A 24694-nucleotide genomic window follows, 5' to 3' on the forward strand; every position below is an offset into this window, starting at 1 on the left:
TGCCTTTTTGTATGATTTAGTTATATACAGTAATATTTATAGTGTAAATGGAAAAACTACAAAGACTAGCTAAATAAGGAAGTGTAAGATTGTTTAAAAAAATAGTGGCTGGAACATGTTTTATAGGTTTAATAGTAATCTTAATTTTAAATATAACTAACTACAATGAAAGCCAAAACCAGGAAGAAAAAAGTAATGTAATCGAAGTGACTGGAGACTCCTCTGTCAAAGGTACAACAATAATCTCTCCAGATAAACCTAATGGAATCGATATTGGAGAAACGGCTCCAGATTTTACTTTGCTGACGATTGATGGAAAAGAGGTATCATTATCTGATTTTCGTGGAAAAAAAGTATTTTTGAATTTTTGGGCTACTTGGTGTGGTCCTTGTAAAATAGAAATGCCAGAAATGCAAAAGATACAAGAGAACTATGAGGATGAAGTTGAGATTATTGCAGTTAATGCAACAGGGGATGCTAATGAGACTGTTGATGCGGTCGAAAAATTTTTAAGTCAGGGTAACTTTTCGTTTACGGTGCTATTAGATCCTAAATCAGAAGTAACAGATGCTTATAAATTAATTGGAATTCCTACTACTTACTTCATAGGTACCGATGGAGAAATACAGTCGGAGAAGGTTATCGGGCCAATGACATATGAATTAATGGAAGAGAAGATAGATGAACTAAACTAATGTTATATTTTTCAGAAAAATGGTAATCCTTTTATTATAAATAGAAAAGGAGAGGATTACTATTTCTTTAAGAAAAAAGAAAACATTTGAAGATTTAGTTCAAGAAAATAAAAATGAAATGATGAAAGATGATTTATTTTTAGAAAGAATTGAAGAAAAAATTGAAAAAAGATTGCATGATTCTTTTAAAAGAGATGCTTAGGAAATGACCTTTTGGGGTCATTTTTTTGTTACAAGGAAAAAACTGTTATTTAGTACATAGCTAAGTTTTGAATAGGTCATAAACAAGAGACAGATAATAAAAACGATATCCAATGAAAGGGGTAGATGAAATAATGGGAAACCCTAAAAAGGATTCAAAACATTTCAGACCGAGACACTTAGGCATGCAGTCTTTAGAGGCTAGTGGAAATAAAGGTAAACAGATGCAAATGAAAGGCAACAAACAGCCTGATCTCATACAAACTAAGGGAAAGTAGGAGGAAGGTATATGAGCAAGCATGATACTCAACCAAATCCAGATAATAGAGAAGATAATGTTGAAAAACTTCAGCATATGGTTCAAGACACAATTCAAAACATTGAAGCGGCTCATGAGACAATGAAGTTTGCTTCCGGTGATGAGAAAGAACAAATAAAAGAAAAGAACAAAAGAAGAGAAGAGTCAATACAGGCGATGCGAACAGAAATCAAAGATGAATACCATGATCAACAAAATCAATAAATAAAAAATAAGAGCCCTCTTCATGTGCATGGAGAGGGCTCTTTAGGTGTTTAATGCAAGTTAATCAAAAATTATTCAACGTTGTGATAAACTAGAGAAGCGTAGAAAGGAGCGGTGAACATGGATAAGAATAGAAATATTGCTGAATTAGAACAAGAAATAATAAATTGGGATACGATTGAATCATTACCGCCTTTTAATGAAGTAGAGGTTCTGCGTTTTTTAGATACTTATCATGATAAAATTAAAAATAAAACCTTGGCTAGTTTATATAGTATGCTTTCTTTTTATCGCTTAAAAAGGAATTTTAGTGATGATCAAATTACAGAAGTTTTGTTAGAGAAAGCAAAAAAATACGATGAAACTCAATCTGCCTTCATCGAGATTATAAACTTTAAATCCTACTTTAATTTTTACTCATCGTTAGAACAGGTCAATTTTGAAAACTGGTCGATACGTGAAACAGATTTTGGATCAGTTAAAATTAAAAAGGCAAAAGAGTGGAAAGACGAAGTTGAAAATTTAATTAATGATAAAGAAAAAGAAATGAATAGTCATAATCGATTGAGTGAAATTTATAATGAAATCATTGATGAATTAAATAATTTAAAGGAGACTTTAGAGAGTTCGATTGAATTGTTAGAAAGTAGAAGAGCAGTCGTACCTATGCAAGAGCTAAATGATTATATTAAAAAACTAATTAAACTTCGCATTGATTTTCATGAACAATTTCCGGATATATTTAAAACATCGATTTACAAGAATCCTTTAGAAGAATTAGATCAAATGGTGGGTTTAGAAGATGTTAAGCAATATATTCATCAATACTATCACTATTTGAAATATCAAAAAGAAAGAAAAGATCTTGGGTTTCAAATGGTTGATGAACCAGGTCTTCACATGATTATAACGGGTAATCCAGGTACAGGAAAAACTACAATTGCGCGACTACTGGCTGCGATATATTACGAATTGGGACTGCTTGAAACAAATAATTTAATCGAAGTAAATCGTTCTCACTTAGTAGGTTCTTATGTTGGTCAAAGTGAAGAAAATACTGTTGGTTTTGTTAAGCAATCACTTGGTGGAATTCTTTTTATTGATGAAGCTTATAGCTTAAAAAGAGAAGGACAAAGTGGTAATGATTATGGTCAAGCAGTAATAGATACACTCGTATCCAGCATGACAAGTAAAGAATATGCAAACAGGTTTGCGTTAATATTAGCTGGTTATCCAGAAGAAATGCGACAATTCTTATGGTCAAATCCAGGATTAAGAAGTCGTTTTCCAGAACAAAATCATATTGTCTTGCCGAATTTTAAAATGAAAGAATTATTAAAAATTGCAGAAGACACAGCTTTAAGCAATGATTATTTTTTTACAGAAGAAGCATTAAACCGTTTTGAAAGTGTTATCGAAAAATCACGTGTGGACGATTCTTTTGGAAATGCCAGAACGGTTAGAGATCTTGTATTAAAAGCTATATTTAAGAAAGGTGCATCAAAGCCTCCGGACTCTACAGAAAATTGGATTGAACATATGCGAATTGCTAGTTCCGATTTGGATATTATGGATGACAATAGCTCAGAAGATCAGCCTATGCAGAGATTAGAGCAATTGGTTGGTCTAAACAATGTGAAACAAGAAGTCAAAAAACTATCTTCTTTTGTCCGCGTCCAGCAAAAAAGAAAAAAACAAGGGTTTCCCCCGGTGCCGATTCAGTTACACGCTGTATTTTCAGGTAATCCAGGTACAGGAAAAACAACGGTAGCTAAGATCTATTCACAAATTTTAAAGGAATGTGGATTGCTAAAAAGAGGTCACTTTGTATTAGCCTCTAGAAGTGATTTAGTGGCTGGTTTTGTTGGTCAAACTGCAATTAAAACGAAACAGAAAGTTCGTGAAGCACTAGGTGGAGTCTTGTTTATAGATGAAGCTTATTCTTTATTTAGAGGTGAAAAGGATTTTGGTAAAGAAGCAATTGATACGCTTGTAGATGAAATGACTAAACATAACGAAAATTTAGTCGTTATACTAGCCGGATATAAAAATGAGATGGAGCGATTTATATCAAGTAATCCTGGATTACAGTCAAGATTTAAAAAATACTTTGATTTTAAAGATTATAATGAAGTTGAGCTTTTACACATTACGAAAGTGCATATAAACAGCTATCAATATGATATAGACAATGATGTGGAAGCTTTTTTAAAGAATAAATTTAAAGAAAATAAGATAGAAGGAAATGCTAGATTTATTGTTAACCTAATTGATGAAGCAATTCAATTTCAAGCGTTACGAATGGTAGATATAGATACGAAAAACTCTGAACTATACGAAAAATTGAAAAAAGAGGATTTTCAAAATGCCTGGTTAACGATTAGGGGGAAGAACGATTGAAAAAAATAAAAACAAAGATAAAAGTGAGATATCAAGAAACTGACCAAATGGGTGTTGTATATCACGCTAATTATTTGGTTTGGTTTGAGATAGGGCGGACTGAATTTATTGAATCATTAGGCTTTCAGTATCATGATATGGAGAAAGACGGTATTGTTTCTCCGGTAGTAGATGCACATGTGTATTTTAAACAACCGATTAGATATGGACAGGATGCTTTTGTAGAGACGTGGATAGAAGAATACGATGGCCTGCGAACTACCTACGGATATCAAATAACAGATGAAGCGGGAAATATAGCGGTGAGAGGTACTACGAAGCATGTCATTGTAAAAAAGGATAGTTTTCGTCCTGTTTCTTTAAGAAAAAAGTTTCCTGAATGGCACAAGGCATATACACAAGCACTGGGTGAGGGATAATATGGCTTTTGGTGTAAAGAGAAAAGAGTTAATTGAGTGGAAACATCAAGTACAACAAGGGAATATTTCTTTTTTAACTCATTATTGGATAGATCCAAGGTTTCCGGGGTGTAATACAGTTACTAAAGTTGGCTGCACAAATATAGATAAGTTAATAAAGTGGGGTTCACAATATGATTTACAGCCGAATTGGATTCATCATGACCCTTGCTTTCCTCATTATGATTTATTTGGAGAGATGCAAAAAGTGGTTTTAACTCAAGAAAAACAATGGAATCAGATAAAAAGGTTTAACATTTGATTAACTTTATACTGCTAGTAAAAAGATCTAGCTCTTCATAGAGAAGAGTCTAGATCTTTTAATTTTAATGAAGCTCATTACCCTGACTCTTATTATTAGCTTCAAAATTTGCTTGGTCCATACCAGGTAAAATTTGTCCTGGCATTGTTGTACCGTGCATATATGCTGGGGAAGGATTGAGTTTCGGTATTTGTCCCATTGCTTCTGGTTTAGAGATGTATTCAAATTCTGCTTGTCCATCCATACTTTTGCCGCTTGCCCATCTTCCTTTTGAACTTTCTTCACCATTAGAGAAATTCATAAAGGAATAAGAAACTTCTTGCTTCTCAAGTGCTTGTGGAAAAGTGCTTGGAACAATAGCTTTTTGATTTTGCTCTAATTCCTCAATCGCTGCCATCCACTGATTTTGGTGCATCGTGTCACGTGCAATTAAAAATGAAAGCATATCTCTTACACCAGGATCAGTCGTTGATTCATATAATCTTACTACTTGTAGACGCCCTTGCGATTCAGCATTTAAGTTTGCCCTAAAATCTGCGAGGAGGTTACCACTGGCAATCGTGTAACGTGAGTTCCATGGGTAGCCGACACTATCAGTAGGTGTTGCTCCTAAACCAGAAACAATAGCATGTTGTGGGTTCATTCCACCTAAGACTGCCTCAACTGCGGGGTCTTTTGCAGCCTCTTCTTGTTCGCGAGCTGGTGCCCCATCTAACAACTGTGCAATCATTGTAGATATCATTTCAACATGTGCTATTTCTTCCGTTCCGATATCAAGAATCATATCTTTATATTTTTCTTCTGCTCGACAATTCCATCCCTGAAATAGATATTGCATCATAACAGTCATTTCACCAAATTGACCACCTAATATTTCCTGTAGTTTTTTTGCATATACAGGATCGGGATTACTGGGTTTTGCATTGTATTGTAATTCTTTTGTATGAAAGAACATTTCTTTCCTCCTCTTATAAGTATAGGGTTATTTTGTAACGGAAGTTCTTTTTTATACATCCAAAGAAAACCCCGTCAGATTATAGCTGACGGGTTTTTTCTTTGGTATTTTTATTTGGAACAGGATCCATACCACCAGGGTGAAATGGATGACATTTTAAAATTCTTTTAATGGTTAAATATCCACCTTTTAATGCACCAAATCTTTGAATAGATTCTAAACCATATTGAGAACAAGTAGGATAAAACCGGCAAGTTGGTGGTTTTATTGGACTAATCACTTTTTGGTAAAATTTTATCAATAAAATGAATGCTTTTTGCATTTCTCTTCATCCTACTATTCGTTATTTTTATCATAAGTTACTGATGCTATGGCGTCATGTAAATGAATAGATTCTTCATTTCGACAAGTGACTTTGAATTTTTCAACATAAGGTAATTCATACAAATCAGCAGCAACCAAACGGACAATATCTTCAACAAATCTAGGGTTTTCAAAAGCATGCTCTGTAACTAATTTTTCATCAGGTCGTTTTAGAACTGGATGTATGCGCGCACTTGCATTACTTTCTGCAGCTTCTAACAACACTTGTTTCCAATCAATTTCATGTTCATCAAAGTCTTCAACTAAGGAAACTGTCATCGTAACATTGCCACGTTGATTATGAGCACTATACTCACTAATCTCTTTGGAACAAGGACAAAGGGTCGTAATCGTTCCAGTAAGTGACACTTCGACATCATAACCCGAATCGATATCATAAGTAACTTTAATTGTGACATCAGCATGATTTAATCCAGTTAAGTTAGAAGAGGGGCCTTTCCGTTCGAAAAACCAAGGGAAAGTAACCTCCATACAAGCATCTTTTTGTTTTAATCGAGAAGTTAAGTCTTTTGTGAATTGTTTTAAACTATCAATGTTAATAAAAAAATTAGCGGAATGATACTCATGTAGTTGCTCGGTAAAACGACTCATATTTGTACCTTTACTATCTTTATCAATACTAGAAGTAAAGGTGAAGCTTGCAATTGTTGTTTGGAATTTTGGTTCCAATGAACTACTAACTTGAATTGGATGTTTAACATTAGAGATGCCAACTGCATCAATATCAAACATAAAATCCTTTTTTGTATTTTGTAGATCAGCCATTTCTTGTTTATTAACTGGCTTCGTTCTTGGTCCTGCTTCTACAGAACCGAATAATCTATGACGTTCTTTTTTATTTGGAAGTGTTTTTTTATTTGTAACTTTAGTCGTATTCATCTTTCGACTCCTTTCAACCTTCTTTAACTATTTCAAAGTATACTCAACAACTTAGTTTTATTCAATTTATTTAAACTATTTATTTATATAAAGTGTTAGTATATAGTAATTACACACCAAAGTTTAGTATAAGAAAACCGAATTTTATTATATTAACAAAATAAAATTCGGCAAAAGATTGATTATTTATATAATTTTATCAATTACATCCATTTAATTTTAGGTTCAGTTTTATTAATTATTCTCTTAATGTTTGCGCGATGTCGATAGAAAACAAACAGAGTAAGAATAGAAGTTACTATAATCAATCCAATCTCTTGTTGGAATACAGTAACAATTATGGCAACCACCCCAGTAACCATGGAGGAAAGTGACACATATTTTGTAATATATAACATGATGAAAAATGAAACTACTATAATTAAAAACAGTACCGGACTTACACCTAATAATAGCCCCCCTGAAGTCGCAACTGCTTTTCCACCCTTAAACTTAGCAAACAGTGGGTACATGTGACCGATTACTGCAAAGAGACCTATTATTAATGGGTTAATTTCATCCCAGCCAAACATGAAAGGAAGCAATGTAGCAATCGTACCTTTTAAAATATCTGATGTTGTAACAATAATACCTGCTTTAATACCTAGGACTCGAAATGTATTGGTTCCTCCTAAATTCCCACTTCCATGTTCCCTTATGTCAATCTTATAGCCGAGTTTACCAATAATTAAAGCGGAAGGAATTGAACCTATTAAGTATGCTAAAAGTGCTAATAGAAAATATTCCATATGTTTTCTCCTTTTTATGTAAAACTTGTATTAGTATTTTAACATGCCGCTCCAAACACTGCTATGGTTTATCATTTGTTTTAATAGTAATTTTAGCAGGATCGTAGTATGGGATAAAATTATACTAACAATATATAGTCAATAGAACTTAAACAGAATATAACAATAAGTCTTGCTATTTATTTAAAATTAGATACCCTGTAAAAGTAGGGATTTTTAAATTTCGTTATAATCATTAGTATTATATGGTGATTTAAAATTAAAATTACTGTTTGCGAAATGCAAGAAACAAGCTAAAATAGTAAAAGTACTGCTATAACTGTCTTTACACAAACAGATGTTTGCTCTACTATTAAGTAGTCATTCTCTTTAGATGATGCTACGATTAACATAGCTCTTGCTAAACTTAATATTTATAACAAAAAATCCAAACTAAAAAACTTAGCTCTAATTGATTGCTAGGCTAACATAGGTTGTAGGAAAGGAGCGGGTGTTCAATTGGTTAAACAAACGACATCTCAATATACAGATGATTCAATCCAAGTCTTAGAAGGACTAGAGGCTGTAAGAAAACGCCCAGGAATGTATATAGGAAGCACTGATTCAAGAGGACTTCATCACCTGGTATTTGAAATTGTTGACAATGCAGTGGATGAAGCTTTGGCAGGTTTTGGAGAATTAATCAAAGTTAGGGTACATAATGATAACAGTATTTCTGTTGAAGATATGGGTAGAGGTATGCCAACTGGTATGCATAGAACTGGTCGACCTACACCAGAAGTTATATTTACGGTTTTACATGCTGGAGGTAAGTTCGGACAGGGTGGATATAAAACAAGTGGAGGTCTCCATGGGGTAGGTGCATCTGTTGTAAATGCCTTATCAGAATGGTTGGTAGTAACCATCTACCGTGATGGACAGATTTACGAACAACGCTTTGAAAACGGTGGTGTCCCAGTTACATCATTGGAAATGAAAGGAAAAACTAAAAAAACAGGAACAACTATTCATTTTAAACCTGATCCTACTATTTTTTCTACGACAACAACTTATCAGTATGAAATGCTATCGGAACGTTTAAGAGAAGCAGCATTTTTATTAAAAGGAATGCAAATTGATTTAGTAGATGATCGTAATGAGCAAAAAGACACTTATCAATATCCTGATGGATTAAAGTCATTTGTTAGTTATTTGAATGAAGAGAAAGATTCTCTCCATCCGGTTGTTTCATTTGAAGGAGAACAACAGGATATCGAAATAGATTTCGCTTTTCAATTTAATGATGGATATGCAGAAAGTATGTTGTCATTTGTTAATAATGTCCGTACGAAAGATGGAGGGACGCACGAATCTGGAGCACGATCAGCAATTACACGTGCATTTAATGACTATGCACGAAAAACGAATGTACTAAAAGAGAAAGACAAAAATCTTGAGGGGAATGATATAAGAGAAGGTTTTACAGCTATTGTATCTGTAAGAATCCCTGAAGATAAACTGCAATTTGAAGGTCAAACCAAGGGGAAATTAGGAACTTCAGAAGCTAGGTCCGCGGTTGATTCAGTTGTTTCTGAAAATCTTTCTTATTTTCTTGAAGAAAATCCAGATATAGCTGGTATGCTTATCAAAAAATCGGTTAAAGCAAAAGAAGCTCGTGAAGCAGCAAGAAAAGCACGAGAAGAAGCAAGAACAGGTAAGAAGAAAAAAAGAAAAGATGCACTACTTAGCGGTAAATTAACACCGGCTCAATCAAGAAATCCTGATAAAAATGAACTTTACCTTGTAGAGGGTGATTCTGCTGGTGGCTCTGCAAAACAAGGAAGAGACCGTAAATTCCAAGCTATTTTACCACTTAGAGGTAAGGTTATTAATACAGAAAAAGCAAAACTTGCGGATGTTTTTAAAAATGAAGAAATATCTACAATTATCCACACAATTGGCGCAGGAGTTGGTGGAGATTTTAATTTAGAAGACGTTAATTATGACAAAATTGTTATCATGACAGATGCAGATACGGATGGTGCACATATTCAAGTATTGCTGTTAACATTCTTTTATCGCTATATGCGCCCTCTAATCGAAGCTGGGAAAATATATATTGCGTTACCGCCACTTTACAAGATTACAAAAGGTAAAGGGAAAAAAGAAACTGTTCGTTATGCTTGGAATGATGACGAGATGAAAAAATCAATAAAAGAGTTAAAAACAGGCTATTTACTTCAACGATATAAAGGTCTTGGAGAAATGAATGCCGATCAATTATGGGAAACTACAATGGACCCCGAAACGCGTACATTAATTCGAGTAACGATTGATGATTTAGCTAGAGCGGAACGAAGAGTTACCACATTGATGGGTGATAAAGTTGAGCCAAGAAGAAAGTGGATTGAATCACACGTGCAATTTGGTTTAGAAGAAGATACAAATATCATAGATAATGAAAATATTCATTCTTAAAGGGGGGGACCTTTTTGGCTTTTCAAGAAAAGTTTCTAGATTTACCATTAGAAGAGGTCATTGGAGATCGCTTCGGTAGATATAGTAAATATATTATACAAGATCGAGCATTACCAGACGCCAGAGATGGCCTGAAACCAGTACAAAGAAGAATACTATTTGCGATGCATGAAGAAAGAAATACCCATGATAAACCTTTTAGGAAATCAGCAAAGACTGTTGGTAATGTAATTGGTAACTATCATCCACATGGTGATTCATCTGTTTATGAAGCCATGGTGCGTCTTAGTCAAGAATGGAAAGTACGTAATGTATTAGTTGAAATGCATGGGAATAACGGAAGTGTAGATGGTGATCCACCTGCAGCTATGCGTTACACAGAGGCAAGGTTATCGAGTATCTCCTCTGAATTAATTCGCGATATTGACAAAGAAACAGTAGATTTTATACCTAACTTTGATGATACGATTAATGAACCAGTTGTTCTACCAGCTAGGATTCCAAATCTTTTAGCTAACGGGTCAACAGGTATTTCAGCAGGTTATGCAACAGAGATCCCTCCACATAACTTAGGGGAAGTTATTGATGCTGTAATTAAAAAAATTGATAACCCTGAGATAACGATTGATGAGTTAATGAAAGTTATGAAGGGACCTGATTTTCCTACAGGTGGAATTATTCAAGGTGTTGACGGACTTAGACAAGCCTATAAAACTGGAAAAGGTAAAATCATTGTAAGAGGTAAGGCAGAGGTAGAAAAACTTCGTAGTACGCGGGAACAAATTGTCATTGATGAAATACCATACGAAGTAAATAAAGCTAACTTAGTTAAGCGGATGGATGAACTTCGAATCGACCGAAAAGTTGAGGGTATTGCTGAAATTAGAGATGAAACAGATAGAACAGGGTTACGTATTGTTGTAGAGCTAAAAAAAGATGCGGACAGTGAAGGAATTCTCCATTATTTATATAAAAATACAGATTTACAAATTACCTATAATTTTAATATGGTGGCAATTAAAGATAAAACACCGACATTACTTAATTTAACTTCCATGCTGGAATGTTATATTGAGCACCAAAAAGAGGTTGTCACTCGTCAGTCGAAATTCGATTTACGAAAAGCTAAAGAACGATCGCATATCGTTCAGGGTCTTATTAAGGCTATTTCTATTTTAGATGAATTGATAGCTACCATCCGTTCATCTAAAGATAAACAAGATGCAAAATCCAGGATAAAAGAGTTTTATGGTTTTACAGAAGAACAAGCGGAGGCAATTGTCAATTTACAACTATATAGATTGACAAATACAGATATAACCTCATTACAAGAAGAAGCAGAAGAATTACAGAAAAAGATCGATAAATGGGAAGCAATTTTAAACGATGAAAAGAAATTATTTTCTGTTATTAAAAGTGATTTAAAAGAACTTAAAAAGAAATATGCTGATAAACGTAAGACAGTTATTGAAAATGAGATTGAAGAATTGAAAATAAACTTAGAAGTAATGATTGCGAGTGAAGATGTACTTGTTTCGGTTACTAGAGATGGTTATGTAAAAAGAACTAGTTTGAGATCTTATGCTGCATCAAACGGAGCAGATTTTGCAATTAAAGATGATGATCATTTAGTTGCACTAGAAGAAATCAATACAACGGATAAATTATTAATATTCACAAATAAAGGCCGGTTTATTTTTGCTCCCGTCCATGAATTGCCAGATATTCGTTGGAAAGATTTAGGGCAGCATTTATCTAATATCGTCTTAATTGATAAAGATGAAATAATTATTAAAGCTATTCCAGTAAGAGACTTTCAAGAGGATAAGTATCTTATTTTCTTCACTAAATATGGTATGATTAAACGTAGTGAACTAAAATTATACGAAGCACAGCGATATTCTAAAGCTCTTGTAGCAGTAAATCTTAAAAATGAAGATCAGGTTGTCAATGTTCATGTAACGGATGGTCATTCGGATGTATTTATCGCATCCAATAAGGGATATGGATTATGGTACCATGAATCAGAAGTATCGCCAGTAGGACAGAGAGCTGCTGGTGTTAAAGCGATTCAGCTAAAAGATGATGAATATGTTATCAATGGTCTTGTTTTCGATGAATTATCTTCTGATACGAACTTAGTATTGGTTACACAACGTGGCGCATGTAAACGTATGAAATTAGATGAGTTTGAAAAAGGTTCTCGTGCTAAGCGTGGATTGGTTATGCTTAGGGAATTAAAGCGGAAACCTCACCGTATCGTTGGGTTTTCATTAGTAAATGAGCAAGACACGATTCAATTTAAAACTACAGAAGGTAAAACGCATACAATTTATCCCTTGGAACTAACTAAAAGTGATCGATATAGTAACGGTTCTTATATCATAGATTCTGATGAGCAAGGTGAAGTTGTAGAAATATGGGAACCAGCTAATTATTCAAAACCATTCTCTGATAAAGATAATAATTTAACATAAGCTTGTTATATTAAGCGGTAACTCGAAACGACTTTTTCCATTTAATTGGGCTAAGTCGTTTTTCGTTTTTTAATGAAATAGTTAAATATATTTATAAAGGGAATTTATTTGAATGAAGGTCTATGTATAGGCATACAACTATAATATAAATAGTTATGACAATTCCTTCTCTCAGGCAATTTAATTCCAAAGCCTTATTAAAAGTGATATTCTTGATTAGTAAATTGTATAAAAGGGGTAAATATAAATGAAAAATCATATGTTTAGAGAGGCTATGGGGAAATTCGCAACTGGTATTACTGTTGTAACTACCGAGCATAATAATGAAATACATGGAATGACTGTGAATGCATTAATGTCCATTTCGTTGGAACCTAAATTAATTGCTATTTCGATTGATGAAAAAGCTTCCTTGCATAAACTATTACAAGAAACTAATCAATTCGGTGTAAGTATATTGCAAGATAATCAGAAAGAGCTATCAATGGTTTTTGCGAAACAAAAGGAAATGGTTGATGAAGTGGAGTATGATTATATCGATACCATTCCTGTATTGAAACAATCATTAGTAACAATGGCTTGTAAAGTTCAATCTAGTGTTACAGCAGGTGACCATATGATTTTTATAGCTGAAGTAACTTCATTGGATATAAATGAAGGTAGTCCAATTTTGTATTACGGAGGGCAATATAATACCCTTTCTAATTAATTTTATCTATTTCAATTCTAAGTAGACTCTTCTCATAAATATGTTGCTATTCAATCTTCACTGTCATCGACCAGCAGAAAGAGTTTTTAGGGTTAAGTGAATACTGAGATGTATGCGAAGAAACGTAAACCATTCTTTTGATATATCTGATTTTAGTTATTTTGAGTAAATAAAAATTCTATATAATGACAACGTAAAAAAACAGAACTCTTTTCTGTTTTTTTTTTTGACGAAAAATAGGATGGAATTAGTGAGGTTAGCTCCAATATTAGTTAAGGATATGTTAATATCATATAATAGAGGCTGTAGAATATTCTGACAAAGGGGTTTCAACAACGATGCAATCATCACTTAATGCTATTGAAGCTGGAAGTATAGCTGCTTTACATAAAGAATTTTTAGATGCTGGTCACCATAGTCATGCTGACAGGGCATTGGATTTATTAAACAAGTATGATACTAAAGAATTTGTTATTTGCTTTTCAGGTCATTTCTCTGCTGGTAAATCTAGTATGATAAATCATCTTTTATCAGATAATATACTGCCTCAAAGCCCAATTCCGACTAGTGCTAATGTGGTTAAATTATCTTCAGGTGAAGGTTATGCTCGCGTTTTTTTTAATGAAGAAAATCCAATTGAGTATAAAGAGCCCTATGATTTAACTGTAATTAAGGATTATTGTAAGGATGGAGACGCAATTAACCGGGTGGAAATTAGTAAAAATACTAGTGCTATTCCTAAAAACGTTTCTATTTTAGATACACCAGGAATTGATTCAACCAATGATGCTGATCGAATCATGACCGAATCGTCCTTACACACCGTTGATGTATTATTTTACGTCATGGATTATAACCATGTTCAATCAGAAGTTAATTTAAACTTTTTAAAAGAATTACAGGAGCATGGAAAATCAGTTTATATTGTTATTAATCAAATGGATAAGCATAAAGAGGAAGAATTATCATTAGATCAATTCAAACACAGTATAAATAAGATGCTAAAGGAATGGAATATTAGTCCAGAGGGAATTTATTATACATCGGTTCTCCATGAAAACATACCATTCAATCAGTTTAACCGATTAAAAGATGAATTACATAAATTGATGAACAGTCCTATCAATATCGTTGATAAAACGATAAGAAAATCTATCTATGTTTTGATCGAACAACATATAGAGTGGTTGAATGATATAAATCTAGATAGGAAAGCAGATATTACCAATCAATTAGATGAATTGAAGTCAGATTCTATTGATTATAATGAAATGCAATATAAAAAAGATAGGGTGGAAATGCTTCAGAAACTGGAAACAAAGTCAGAACAAGACTTTAAAAAGATTATCAATTCTACATTAGATAATGCTTATTTAATGCCCGCTGATATTAGAGAGAAAGCGGATGCCTTTTTAGAGTCACAAAAGAAAGGTTTCAAAGTAGGGATACTGTCTACAAGGAAAAAAGTAGAAATGGAACAAAATAAAAGGTTAGATACTTTTTTTGATTCGCTGATGAAAGCGATGGAAGCCTCTATTGAATGGAAATTGAAAGAGAAAATTACAGCGTTCGCAAAAGATTATGACATTAATCAAGTAGCTTTACTTAATGAAATACAATCATTGGCTATACCATATAACAAACAACGACTAGTAGATCTCATCAAACCGGGTGCAACGATGACTGGTGAATACTTATTAGTATATAGCGAAGATATTGCTAATGATATTAAACGGTTAGCGAAACAGTCTAGTGTTACTTTGTCAAATAAAATACAATTAGCTATACATGAAAATATAAAAATGGAAATTGAAACATTAACAAGAGAGTTAGATTTTGTAGACCAGGTAGAAAATCTTGAACATGCATTAATGGAGTTGGATAAGGAAATTAATTTTAAAAAATCACAGCTTCAAGAATTAATTAGCTCACCTTTATCGAATAGTAGTTTGCTTCAACAATCTAGAAATTTATTAAAACATAGGTTAAGCCAAATCACCTTTTCTACAGGAGAAATTAGATATTCAAAGAAAAAACAACAATCGATATCTAAACCTAATGCAATTCAGGATTCCAATGACCATATAAAACCTACATTATCAAAAGTACTGGCAATAGAAACAATAGATGACGCACTACAATTAATTGAAGAATTACCAGGTTTTAAAACAATTGAGGATGATTTAAAGCGAAAAAAAGAACGTTTGCATAATAAGCGATACACAGTTGCTCTATTTGGAGCTTTTAGTGCGGGGAAATCATCTTTTGCGAATGCTTTACTAGGTGAACAAGTGTTGCCCGTTTCTCCAAATCCAACTACAGCTGCCATAAATAAAATTAGTCCTTCAACGACAGAGCATAAGCATAGAACAATTATGGTTAAATTCAAAAGTGAAGAAACAGTGCTCCAAGATGTTAAAAATGTTATTGATACGAACATAGTCAATATTAGTGATCATTTAGAGTGGTTAAGAAATATCAGTGAAGAGAACATAGATATAGACCAAAAACAAAGTTCCTTTTTAACAGCTATTTCTGATGGATATGACGTGGTATATTCTAATTTAGGTAAGGAAGTTATCATTCCGTTTAATGAATTTTCTGATTATGTTTCAAAAGAGTCATTAGCTTGTTATGTAGAATGGATGGAGTTATTTTATGATTGCCCACTCACCAAACAAGGAATCACATTAGTTGATACACCTGGTGCAGATTCAATTAACGCTAGGCACACAAATATATCATTTGAATATATTAAACAAGCTGATGCCATTCTGTTTGTAACCTATTATAATCATGCCTTTTCAAAAGCTGATAGGGATTTTTTAGTTCAATTAGGTAGGGTGAAAGATGCCTTTAGCCTAGATAAAATGTTTTTCATCGTCAATGCAGCAGACTTAGCAAAAGATGAACAAGAGTTAGAATTAGTAACCAGCTATGTGTCCGATCAACTGCAAAACTTTGGAGTTAACAGCCCTAAAATGTTTCCTATTTCCAGTCATAAAGCTATTCAGGAAAAACAAGGGAAGGAAATCAATTCACAATCGGGTATTACGCCATTCGAAGATAGATTTTATCGCTTTATTAATCAGGAATTAATGGAGATTCTGATTCGTTCTTCTTATTATGATATCGAACGAGCTAAGGAACTACTAAAAAAACACCTGGAAACAGCGAAGTTGAATTTCGATGATAAACAGGCGCTACAAGTGAAGTATCGTGAAGACAAGAACAAGATCGTCGAAGCCATAAATAATGCTAATATAAGTTCATATAAAAATGAAATTATTCAAAAAATAGAAAAGCAAACCTACTATGTGAAGCAACGTACTTCCATACAGTTCAATGATCGATTTAAAGAGTTCTTTAATCCTGCTACAATTAGGAGCAATGGTGCACAAGCAAAATCAGAATTAGAGAAATGCTTAAACAATTTACTGGAATCTCTAGGTTTTGAACTCGCTCAGGAATTCAGAGCAGTTTCCTTACGCTTAGAGTTCTTCATAAATAATAAAGCGTATGAAATTAACGATTATTTAGACTACTTAAGTAAACAAGTAGAAACCGGTATTGCACTACCAAATATAGAGAAAACTGACATTGAGACGCCTCTTTTTAAGTCGGCTTTTACGGAACTAGATCGTACAGTTTTTGATAAAGTGTTAGGATTATTTAAAAATACAAAGGCGTTTTTTGAAAAAAATGAGAAAGAAAAGATGAAGGAGGAATTGTATTCTAGTTTGAATAAGTACATTGATACTTACGTAAATGAGAATGACCAACTTTTGCAAGATCACTATTTGCATGAATGGAATCAAATTGTTGAAGGCCTAAAACAAAAGTCAATCAAAACAATTGAAACGTATTATGAAGGGTTTAACTATTCTTTAACAAATCTAGTGGATGTTGATCAGTTCCAACTTACTTTAGAAAACTTAGAAAAGTTAAAGTTAAATTAAGAACGTAATAATGAAGAATTACTAGAAAAAGGATACTATTTATACTAGTACCCTTTTTCTATATTTACATAGTGCCTGGAGAAGACAATGTAATGTCATCAGGAATTTGTTCAAATCCACGACCTATATGTTTACTTGCGTGGCTATCTGACCCTGGAATCAAACGAATACCTTTGTCAGAAGCGATTCTCATGATGTCGAGACTTGGATAACAATTATTGCAATATTCTTTGTAATAACCAGCGGTGTTAGCATCTAATTCGTATTGCTTTTCATTGATTAAATCTAATAATCCATTGATTTCTTGTAGATAATCTTCTTTAGCTCGAAATACCTTTGAAAACTTTTCTATTAATGTAAGATGTCCAATTCGAATTGGCTTATATTTTCCTAAATCAGATAAAATAGCTTGTTTAATCGTCTTATAATATGTTTTATAAACATTATCAATGGTTCCAAATTGTTGGATGATTCGTTCGAATTCCTCGACACTATAATCGATGCAAACGTATTCGCCATTTGGAGCTTGTAACATATGGACAGATAATATTGCGTCATCTATATGGGGGCCAAAGTGATTTAATAGTTCTTTAGTGCTTTCTTCATAACCAGATATAAAATCTATTTCGAATCCTATCTTAATATTTAATGTATTTTTATACTTTTCTTTAAGCTCATTTGCTTCATTTAAATATTTATCTACATCTTCCCATAACATTGCACTGTCTCTATTTGGCGTGGGATCAATAAATGTTTTTGGTAACGGAGCGTGTTCGGTAAAAGTTATTGATTTTAATCCTTTATTAATAGCAGCAACAACATAGGACTCCATTGAATCGTTTGAGCCATGAGGACAAAAATTTGTATGTACGTGAAAGTCTCCAATTGTGTTCATTTGATAAACCCCTTTCTTAAGATTATAATATCAGAAATTTACTTTTGTAGTCGCATCAAATGATTAAAAAAAATGATTTATTAAAGAAGTACAGATCTCAGCTCGTTACAACTATATAAAGAGCCACTTCCTTTTTTGACGAATAATAACGGTTGACTTGAATAATTGGATTGTGTAAAATTAGCTTTAAATAAAATACTTTACTTCGGTAGAGTGATGACGTAGTAAAGAATAATTTAGGATGTGATTAAATGTTTTTACCCGCAGGTAGCCAGGACGAAATTGGAAATCGCTTAATCAATCGTTCAAAAGCTTATGAAATATTTAGAAAAATAACAACGGATCGTAATTATAAACAAATATCAACACCAGTAGTCGAATATGCAACAACATTTACAAACAAATACGCAGGTATGAATTTGCAAAATATGTTGAAGTGGTTTAACCGCGAAGGAGAGATAGAAGTGTTACGTGCTGATTGGACTACTGCAATTGCAAGAGCAGTAGTTAATCAGGATTCCTCTCAATTAAAATGGTCTTATCAAGGATCTGTTTTTAGAAGTGATAAAGATGGGATAGAAAGTAGGCAGGCAGGGATTGAGATTGTACATACTCCTTCTTTTTTAGGAGAAAGCGAATGTCTACTAACTGCAGTTACCTATCTTACAGAACTTAATACGGATAATTATTTAATAGAATTGGGTCATACTGGTATTTTTGAAGAGTTAACTTCACCGCTTCAATTAACAGAGGATCAATTGGAAAAGTTAAGAGGAGCCATGCATGATAAAAGAAGAGACGTCGTGTACCAAATTGCGGCTAGCAACGGACAAGAAGAAATTGCTGAAGCTTTAACAAACTTAGTTGATGCTTATGGTTCATTTGACATTATAAATAAGTATGAAAAAATGTGGAGTGACAATGATCGTCTACTGAATATTATTAAACACATAAAACAATTAGCGAATTTGTTGAAAGATTCAGGTGTAGATGAAGTATTGGTGGATTTAGGTAGAGTAAAGAACTTACCATATTATTGCGGTTTGATGTTTAGAGGTTTTCTTAAAAGTAGTGGTTTAACCTGCTTTTCAGGTGGACGGTATGATAAGTTATACGAACAGTTTGATGAAAGAATTTCAGCAGTAGGTTTAGCATTCGATGTCGATGTTTTGGCAGAAAATCTAGTAGTAGAGGATAATCTGAAAAAGGTTTGCATTCTAGCAACAGAAGCATCCCATGTATATGCTGAAACCGTACGAAAAACATACACAAATTCTATTGTAGACATACAATACGAACCAACAAACTTAGAACAGTTTGATAAAGTAGTTAAGATAGTTACAGAGAATAATCAGTATAAGGTGGTCGAAGCATGAAACCATGTATTGCACTTACAAAAGGAAGACTGGAAAAGCAATTTTTAGATTTTTTTAAGTCTCTTTCTTATGATGTTGATCCGCTCGTAAATAAAGGGAGAAAACTTCGTGTTGAAACAGATGATTTTCAATTTGTGTTTGCTAAAGGTGTAGATGTGACTACTTATGTGGAACATGGTATTGCAGATTTAGGGATCGTTGGGGAAGACATATTAGCAGAGTTCCAACCGGATGTTTATAATTTGTTTCCATTACCTTTTGGTCAATGTCGAATGGCCTTAGCGACAGAAGAAGGTAAGGTGTGGCCGGAAAGAAAAAGACGTATTGCTAGTAAATATACGAACATCACAAAAGAGTTTTTTAAACAAAAGGGCGAGTCTGTAGAAATTTTCAAGTTAGAGGGGTCAGTTGAACTTGCTCCTATTTTAGGATTAGCAGATGGTATTGTTGATATTGTCGAAACTGGAAATACATTAAAAGAGAATGGTCTTGTCATAAAAGAAGAGTTTTTTGAATTTAGTGCCCGCTGTATTGCCAATCGGTCTTCACTGAAAATTAAACGAGACGAATTAGCTACAGTTATTGAATCATTTCGGAGAGGGGTTGTAGTAAAATGATTCCATCTTATTCTATACAATCATTTGAAGAGAAATTCCTTTCTAAGCAAAAAGCTAGTTTAGAAGATACTACTATTATTGAAATAGCTAAACAAGTAATTAATGATATTCGCGAAAACGGTGATAAAGCTTTAAGTAAATATGTAGAACAGTTTGATAACTATGTACCAATCGATTTTGAAGTATCAAATAAAGAACGCGAACAAGCATGGGATGAGGTGGATCCAGATACGATAACATCTTTGAAATTAGCGGCGGACAATATTCGTGACTTTCATAAGCAACAATTAAGCTCTTCTCGTTTTATGAATGTAGGGGAAGAGGTTGTATCAGGACAATTGTTTCGACCTATCGAACGAGTAGGCATCTATGTACCGGGTGGAACAGCTTGTTATCCATCTTCTGTATTGATGAATGCCATTCCTGCTGTACTAGCTGGAGTAGAAGAAGTTATTATGGTGACCCCGGCTAGAAATGGGGAGAATATAGCTCCGATTTTATCGGTGGCTGCTGATATTGCGGGTGTTTCAAAAATATTGAAGATTGGTGGAATACAAGCAATTGCAGCATTAGCTTATGGTACAGAGACGATTAGTAATGTTGATAAGATTGTCGGACCAGGTAATGCATATGTTGCAGCAGCTAAATCACTTGTTTATGGAGATGTTGGAATAGATATGATTGCAGGTCCATCTGAAGTTGCGATTATAGCGGATCAAACAGCAAACCCAATCTACATAGCAGCTGATTTAATTGCACAAGCAGAACATGATGAGAACGCACGCGCATTCTTGTTTTCAACATCTGATCAATTAATAAAAGAAACAAAAATGGAATTAGAGAGACAGTGTTCAAATTTACCGAGAAGAGAAATTGCTGAAAAAGCATTAAAAAATAAAAGTAGTTGTGTGTTGGTTTCGGATATTACTCAAGCATTTGAGTTATCAAATCGATTAGCACCAGAACACCTTGAGGTCCAGGTTGAAAGTCCTCTTAATTACTTAGGAAAAGTAAAAAATGCAGGGTCAGTTTTTCTTGGAAACTATACACCTGAAGCATTAGGCGACTATTTTGCTGGACCAAATCATGTGCTCCCAACGTCAGGTACCGCTAGATTTTCATCTGGTTTATCTGTAGATGATTTTATTAAAAAAACAACATTTTTATATTATTCACAACAAGCTTTAGATGATGCAGCACAGCACGTTGTCAATATTGCAACAGAAGAACAATTAGAGGGGCATGCAAGAGCAGTGCAAAAGCGATTGAACAAATAAAAAAAGTTCTATATATATATATAATAGATTCTGAATGGAGTGATTCATTTGCGAACTGCAAGTAAAAGTAGAAAAACAAATGAGACAGAAATTGAAGTAATTTGTAATTTAGATAATAGTAAGGAAGTAAACATTAAAACTGGTGTTGGTTTTTTTGATCATATGTTGGAATTATTCGCTAGACATGGTCGTATTGGATTAACCATTAAAGCTAATGGTGATTTGCATATTGACAGTCACCATACAGTGGAAGATGTGGGAATTGTTTTAGGCCAAGTGATAAGAGAAGCATTAGGAGATAAGGTGAAAATAAATCGTTATGGCAGTGCCTATGTGCCAATGGACGAAACTCTAGGATTTGTTGCATTAGATATTAGCGGACGTCCATTTCTAGCATTTGATGCGTCATTTGATAATCAAAAACTAGGAGATTTTGATACGGAATTAGTGAAGGAATTCATGCAGGCCTTTGCATTCCAATCAGGTATTACGTTGCATGCACGGGTCCTATATGGTGAAAATACACATCATAAGGTTGAAGCGTTATTTAAAGCTTTGGGTAGATCACTTGCAGATGCAATCCGTATTAATCCAGAAATCGAAGGAGTTAACTCAACAAAGGGGCTAATTGAATAATGATAGCAATTGTAGATTATGGAATGGGAAATGTTGCTAGTGTTTCGACCGCTTTTAAGCGATTAGGTTATGAGGTAATACTTACGGATAATATAGCTGAATTAGAAAAAGCATCCCACATTATATTGCCAGGTGTTGGTTCATTTCAAGCAGCAGTAGAAGAAATAAATAATCGGGGTTTAAAGGAACCCTTACAACGCTTAGCAAATGAAAAACCATTTTTGGGTATTTGTTTAGGAATGCAATTATTGTTTTCAGAAGGCTATGAAGCTGGTTTTTCAAAGGGCTTGGATATCATACCTGGAACAATCGAAAAAATAGAAACAGAGTATTTATTACCTCATATTGGTTGGAATGCTTTAACTATTAAAAAAGGACATCAACCTTTTCAATCATTTCAAGATAAACATGTTTATTTTGTACATTCTTATCAAGCGAAAACAGATGATAAGTTTATTGTTGCTTCAGCTGAATACGGAACAGAAGTACCTGGTATTGTTCAAAAAGAAAATGTATTTGGTATTCAATTTCATCCGGAAAAAAGTGGAGAAGTTGGTGTCGGAATTTTAAAAGCGTTTCTTCAGGAGGGACAAAAGTGAAAATTTTACCAGCAATTGATTTAATAGATGGAAAATGTGTTCGCCTCTATCAAGGTGATTTTAGTAAAACTACGCAAGTCGGGAGTGATCCAGAATCACAACTAGCAACTTTTATTAAAGATGGAGCTGAAATCGTACATATTGTTGATTTAGACGGGGCACGTAATGGTGAGGCAAGACAATATGATTTAATAAAAAAATTATGTGCTAATTCTACGGTACCTATTCAAGTTGGTGGTGGAATACGTAGTCTAGATACGATACAAAAGTTAGTGAATGCAGGAGCTGACCGTCTTGTCTTAGGAACAGCAGCATTAGAAGATGAAACATTTTTAAAAGCTGCGCTTCGGCAATATGCTGATTATATTGTTGTTGGTATTGATGCAAAGGATGGGAAAGTAGCTACTCGTGGATGGGAAACTTTGTCCGAAATTGATTATATTGATTTTGCTAAAAAAATGGAAGTACTTGGTGTTAAGACAATTGTTTTCACTGACATTTCAAGAGATGGAACGATGACTGGCCCAAATGTACAGGCTTTAGTTGATTTGATGGAAGCAGTCAGTTGTAAGATTGTGGCATCAGGTGGGATTAAAGATAATGATGATTTAAAAGCATTAGAAGAAATAGGAATTGAAGAAGCGATTGTAGGTAAGGCGATTTATGAAGGAAAAGTTACATTAAAGGGGGCATCTCAGTGATTGTAAAGAGAATTATTCCCTGTTTAGATGTAAAAGAAGGAAAAGTCGTAAAAGGAACAAATTTTGTTTCATTACGTGAATTGGGTGATCCTGTAGCAATGGCATCACTATACTCGAAACATGGTGCTGATGAGATTATATTTTTAGATATATCTGCAACAAATGAGGGGCGCCAAACTATGGTGGATATTGTAAAAGATACTGCTGAAAACGTATTTGTACCATTTACTGTAGGTGGTGGAGTTCGTACGATAGATGATGTGACAAGATTGCTAAAAGCAGGGGCTGATAAAGTTGGAATGAATTCAGCTGCAGTTGCTAATCCTGAACTTATTACAGAGTCTTCATTAAGGTTTGGAGCACAATGCATTGTTGTTGCTATTGATGCAAAACGGTTTGAAGATGGTTGGCATGTAATGACCCATGGAGGTAGTAAAGATAGTGGTATAGACGCAATTGAATGGGCAAAAACTGCTGAACAAAAAGGTGCTGGTGAGATTTTATTAACAAGTGTCGATACAGATGGTGTTAAGGATGGTTTTGATATAGAACTCACAAAAACAGTTGTTGATGCTGTGCGCATACCTGTCATTGCTTCTGGTGGCTGTGGTACCCCTGAACACTTCTCTGAAGTATTTGAAAAAACAGATGTGTCAGCTGCGCTAGCAGCATCGATTTTTCATGAAGAGACATTTTCTATTAGGCAAGTTAAAGATAGTTGTAAAAAGCAAGGAGTGAATATTCGTGAAGCCTGATTTTTCTAAAGGGTTAATTCCGGCAATTATAGTCAATGAAGTAACAAGTGATATATTAATGTTAGCGTATATGAACGAAGAATCCTTTAACAAAACACTAGAAACAAAACAAACATGGTTTTACTCACGTTCCAGGGACGAGCTGTGGCATAAAGGTGCTACATCGGGAAATACGCAGGCAGTACAGTCGATTCGTTTGGATTGTGACAATGATACACTCTTAATAAAAGTAAAGCCAGAGGGCCCTGCATGTCACACAGGAAAGATTTCTTGTTTTTATCAATCTATAGATTTGGAGACAGGTGCTACTTATCAGAATGAAGATTCGTTTGCTTTTTCAATTTTTGAAGATGTAATGGCTGAAATTGAAGAAAGAAAGCAAGTTAAAGCAGATAACTCTTATACGAACTATTTGTTTGATAAAGGAATTGACAAGATTGGTAAAAAAGTAATTGAAGAGGCTGGCGAAGTTGTTATTGCAGCGAAAAATAATGATAAAACAGAGATTAAAAATGAAATTAGTGATCTTATTTATCATAGTTTTGTATTGATGGCAGACCAAGGCGTATCACTAAACCAAGTTAAACAAGAGCTATCTAATCGTTTTTCAAAAAAGGGAAATAGTAAGGGAGATCGCCCAGATATTAAAGAGTGGTGACACTCTTTTTTGTTTTTATATAATTTAATCAAT

General features: G+C 33.8%; 24 protein-coding genes. 19 read left to right on the forward strand and 5 right to left on the reverse strand.

Features of this window, described 5'->3' with window-relative positions; translation table 11 throughout:
- The first annotated feature begins 89 nt into the window (after positions 1-89).
- The 7 genes from QQS35_RS03625 to QQS35_RS03655 all read left to right on the forward strand — a co-directional run bounded on the left by QQS35_RS03625 (position 90) and on the right by QQS35_RS03655 (position 4539).
- On the forward strand, positions 90-695 hold the full coding sequence (locus tag QQS35_RS03625; protein WP_285930451.1) for a TlpA family protein disulfide reductase: 606 nt from the start codon (positions 90-92) through the stop codon (positions 693-695).
- Between the two features lie 61 nt (positions 696-756).
- Complete coding sequence (locus tag QQS35_RS03630) at positions 757-897, forward strand: FbpB family small basic protein (RefSeq protein ID WP_285930887.1); 141 nt, start codon at positions 757-759, stop codon at positions 895-897.
- Positions 898-1030: 133 nt separating this feature from the next.
- Positions 1031-1174, forward strand: a complete 144-nt coding sequence (locus tag QQS35_RS03635) for an acid-soluble spore protein N (RefSeq protein ID WP_285930452.1) — start codon at positions 1031-1033, stop codon at positions 1172-1174.
- Between the two features lie 11 nt (positions 1175-1185).
- Positions 1186-1419: a small acid-soluble spore protein Tlp gene (tlp, locus tag QQS35_RS03640; RefSeq protein ID WP_285930453.1), complete on the forward strand. Its 234-nt coding sequence runs from the start codon at positions 1186-1188 to the stop codon at positions 1417-1419.
- Between the two features lie 120 nt (positions 1420-1539).
- Positions 1540-3819: an AAA family ATPase gene (locus QQS35_RS03645; RefSeq protein WP_285930454.1), complete on the forward strand. Its 2280-nt coding sequence runs from the start codon at positions 1540-1542 to the stop codon at positions 3817-3819.
- Positions 3816-4238 (forward strand): acyl-CoA thioesterase, encoded by a 423-nt coding sequence (locus tag QQS35_RS03650; protein ID WP_285930456.1) that lies wholly within the window; start codon positions 3816-3818, stop codon positions 4236-4238. Before QQS35_RS03645 ends, QQS35_RS03650 begins: the two co-directional genes overlap by 4 nt.
- A 1-nt stretch (position 4239) precedes the next feature.
- Positions 4240-4539 carry a hypothetical protein gene (locus QQS35_RS03655; protein ID WP_285930458.1) on the forward strand — a complete coding sequence of 100 codons (300 nt, stop codon included), beginning with the start codon at positions 4240-4242 and terminating at the stop codon, positions 4537-4539.
- A 64-nt stretch (positions 4540-4603) separates the two neighbouring features.
- Here QQS35_RS03655 and QQS35_RS03660 read toward each other — a convergent pair whose 3' ends face one another.
- The 4 genes from QQS35_RS03660 to plsY form a co-directional block, all read right to left on the reverse strand.
- On the reverse strand, positions 4604-5494 hold the full coding sequence (locus tag QQS35_RS03660; protein ID WP_285930459.1) for a manganese catalase family protein: 891 nt from the start codon (positions 5492-5494) through the stop codon (positions 4604-4606).
- 79 nt (positions 5495-5573) lie between these two features.
- A complete protein-coding gene (gene yidD, locus QQS35_RS03665) occupies positions 5574-5816 on the reverse strand; it encodes a membrane protein insertion efficiency factor YidD (RefSeq protein WP_285930461.1) in 243 nt (80 codons plus the stop codon).
- Between the two features lie 14 nt (positions 5817-5830).
- Positions 5831-6757: a GTP cyclohydrolase FolE2 gene (gene folE2 / locus QQS35_RS03670; RefSeq protein ID WP_285930463.1), complete on the reverse strand. Its 927-nt coding sequence runs from the start codon at positions 6755-6757 to the stop codon at positions 5831-5833.
- A gap of 203 nt (positions 6758-6960) precedes the next feature.
- A complete protein-coding gene (plsY, locus tag QQS35_RS03675) occupies positions 6961-7545 on the reverse strand; it encodes a glycerol-3-phosphate 1-O-acyltransferase PlsY (protein ID WP_285930465.1) in 585 nt (194 codons plus the stop codon).
- 498 nt (positions 7546-8043) lie between these two features.
- On the opposite strand from plsY, the gene parE reads away from it, so the two are divergent.
- From parE to QQS35_RS03695, 4 genes are all read left to right on the forward strand, one after another.
- Entirely contained in the window at positions 8044-10002 is a 1959-nt protein-coding gene (gene parE / locus QQS35_RS03680; protein WP_285930467.1) for a DNA topoisomerase IV subunit B, read from the forward strand.
- Positions 10003-10016: 14 nt separating this feature from the next.
- Entirely contained in the window at positions 10017-12479 is a 2463-nt protein-coding gene (gene parC / locus QQS35_RS03685; protein WP_285930469.1) for a DNA topoisomerase IV subunit A, read from the forward strand.
- A 247-nt stretch (positions 12480-12726) separates the two neighbouring features.
- Complete coding sequence (locus tag QQS35_RS03690; RefSeq protein ID WP_285930471.1) at positions 12727-13188, forward strand: flavin reductase family protein; 462 nt, start codon at positions 12727-12729, stop codon at positions 13186-13188.
- A 338-nt stretch (positions 13189-13526) separates the two neighbouring features.
- Positions 13527-17147 carry a dynamin family protein gene (locus QQS35_RS03695; protein WP_285930472.1) on the forward strand — a complete coding sequence of 1207 codons (3621 nt, stop codon included), beginning with the start codon at positions 13527-13529 and terminating at the stop codon, positions 17145-17147.
- A gap of 64 nt (positions 17148-17211) precedes the next feature.
- Here QQS35_RS03695 and hisJ read toward each other — a convergent pair whose 3' ends face one another.
- On the reverse strand, positions 17212-18042 hold the full coding sequence (hisJ, locus tag QQS35_RS03700) for a histidinol-phosphatase HisJ (RefSeq protein WP_285930473.1): 831 nt from the start codon (positions 18040-18042) through the stop codon (positions 17212-17214).
- A gap of 251 nt (positions 18043-18293) precedes the next feature.
- Here hisJ and QQS35_RS03705 point away from each other — a divergent pair, with 251 nt between their 5' ends.
- From QQS35_RS03705 to hisIE, 8 genes are read left to right on the forward strand one after another with little or no spacing between them, the layout of a single operon-like run.
- The gene (locus QQS35_RS03705) at positions 18294-19418 is read left to right on the forward strand and encodes an ATP phosphoribosyltransferase regulatory subunit (RefSeq protein ID WP_285930474.1); all 1125 of its coding nucleotides are present in this window, start codon (positions 18294-18296) and stop codon (positions 19416-19418) included.
- A complete protein-coding gene (gene hisG / locus QQS35_RS03710) occupies positions 19415-20035 on the forward strand; it encodes an ATP phosphoribosyltransferase (protein ID WP_285930475.1) in 621 nt (206 codons plus the stop codon). The genes QQS35_RS03705 and hisG overlap by 4 nt, the downstream gene beginning before the upstream one ends.
- On the forward strand, positions 20032-21312 hold the full coding sequence (gene hisD, locus QQS35_RS03715; protein ID WP_285930476.1) for a histidinol dehydrogenase: 1281 nt from the start codon (positions 20032-20034) through the stop codon (positions 21310-21312). Before hisG ends, hisD begins: the two co-directional genes overlap by 4 nt.
- A gap of 48 nt (positions 21313-21360) precedes the next feature.
- Positions 21361-21948: an imidazoleglycerol-phosphate dehydratase HisB gene (gene hisB / locus QQS35_RS03720; RefSeq protein ID WP_285930477.1), complete on the forward strand. Its 588-nt coding sequence runs from the start codon at positions 21361-21363 to the stop codon at positions 21946-21948.
- Positions 21948-22547 (forward strand): imidazole glycerol phosphate synthase subunit HisH, encoded by a 600-nt coding sequence (gene hisH, locus QQS35_RS03725; RefSeq protein WP_285930478.1) that lies wholly within the window; start codon positions 21948-21950, stop codon positions 22545-22547. The genes hisB and hisH overlap by 1 nt, the downstream gene beginning before the upstream one ends.
- Positions 22544-23248 (forward strand): 1-(5-phosphoribosyl)-5-[(5-phosphoribosylamino)methylideneamino]imidazole-4-carboxamide isomerase, encoded by a 705-nt coding sequence (gene hisA, locus QQS35_RS03730; protein ID WP_285930480.1) that lies wholly within the window; start codon positions 22544-22546, stop codon positions 23246-23248. The genes hisH and hisA overlap by 4 nt, the downstream gene beginning before the upstream one ends.
- Entirely contained in the window at positions 23245-24003 is a 759-nt protein-coding gene (hisF, locus tag QQS35_RS03735; RefSeq protein ID WP_285930481.1) for an imidazole glycerol phosphate synthase subunit HisF, read from the forward strand. Before hisA ends, hisF begins: the two co-directional genes overlap by 4 nt.
- A complete protein-coding gene (gene hisIE, locus QQS35_RS03740; RefSeq protein ID WP_285930483.1) occupies positions 23993-24661 on the forward strand; it encodes a bifunctional phosphoribosyl-AMP cyclohydrolase/phosphoribosyl-ATP diphosphatase HisIE in 669 nt (222 codons plus the stop codon). The genes hisF and hisIE overlap by 11 nt, the downstream gene beginning before the upstream one ends.
- Positions 24662-24694 lie beyond the last annotated feature (33 nt).

The sequence above is a fragment of the Aquibacillus rhizosphaerae genome (assembly GCF_030282825.1).
In the GTDB taxonomy this organism is placed as follows: Bacteria; Bacillota; Bacilli; order Bacillales; family Amphibacillaceae; genus Aquibacillus_C; species Aquibacillus_C rhizosphaerae.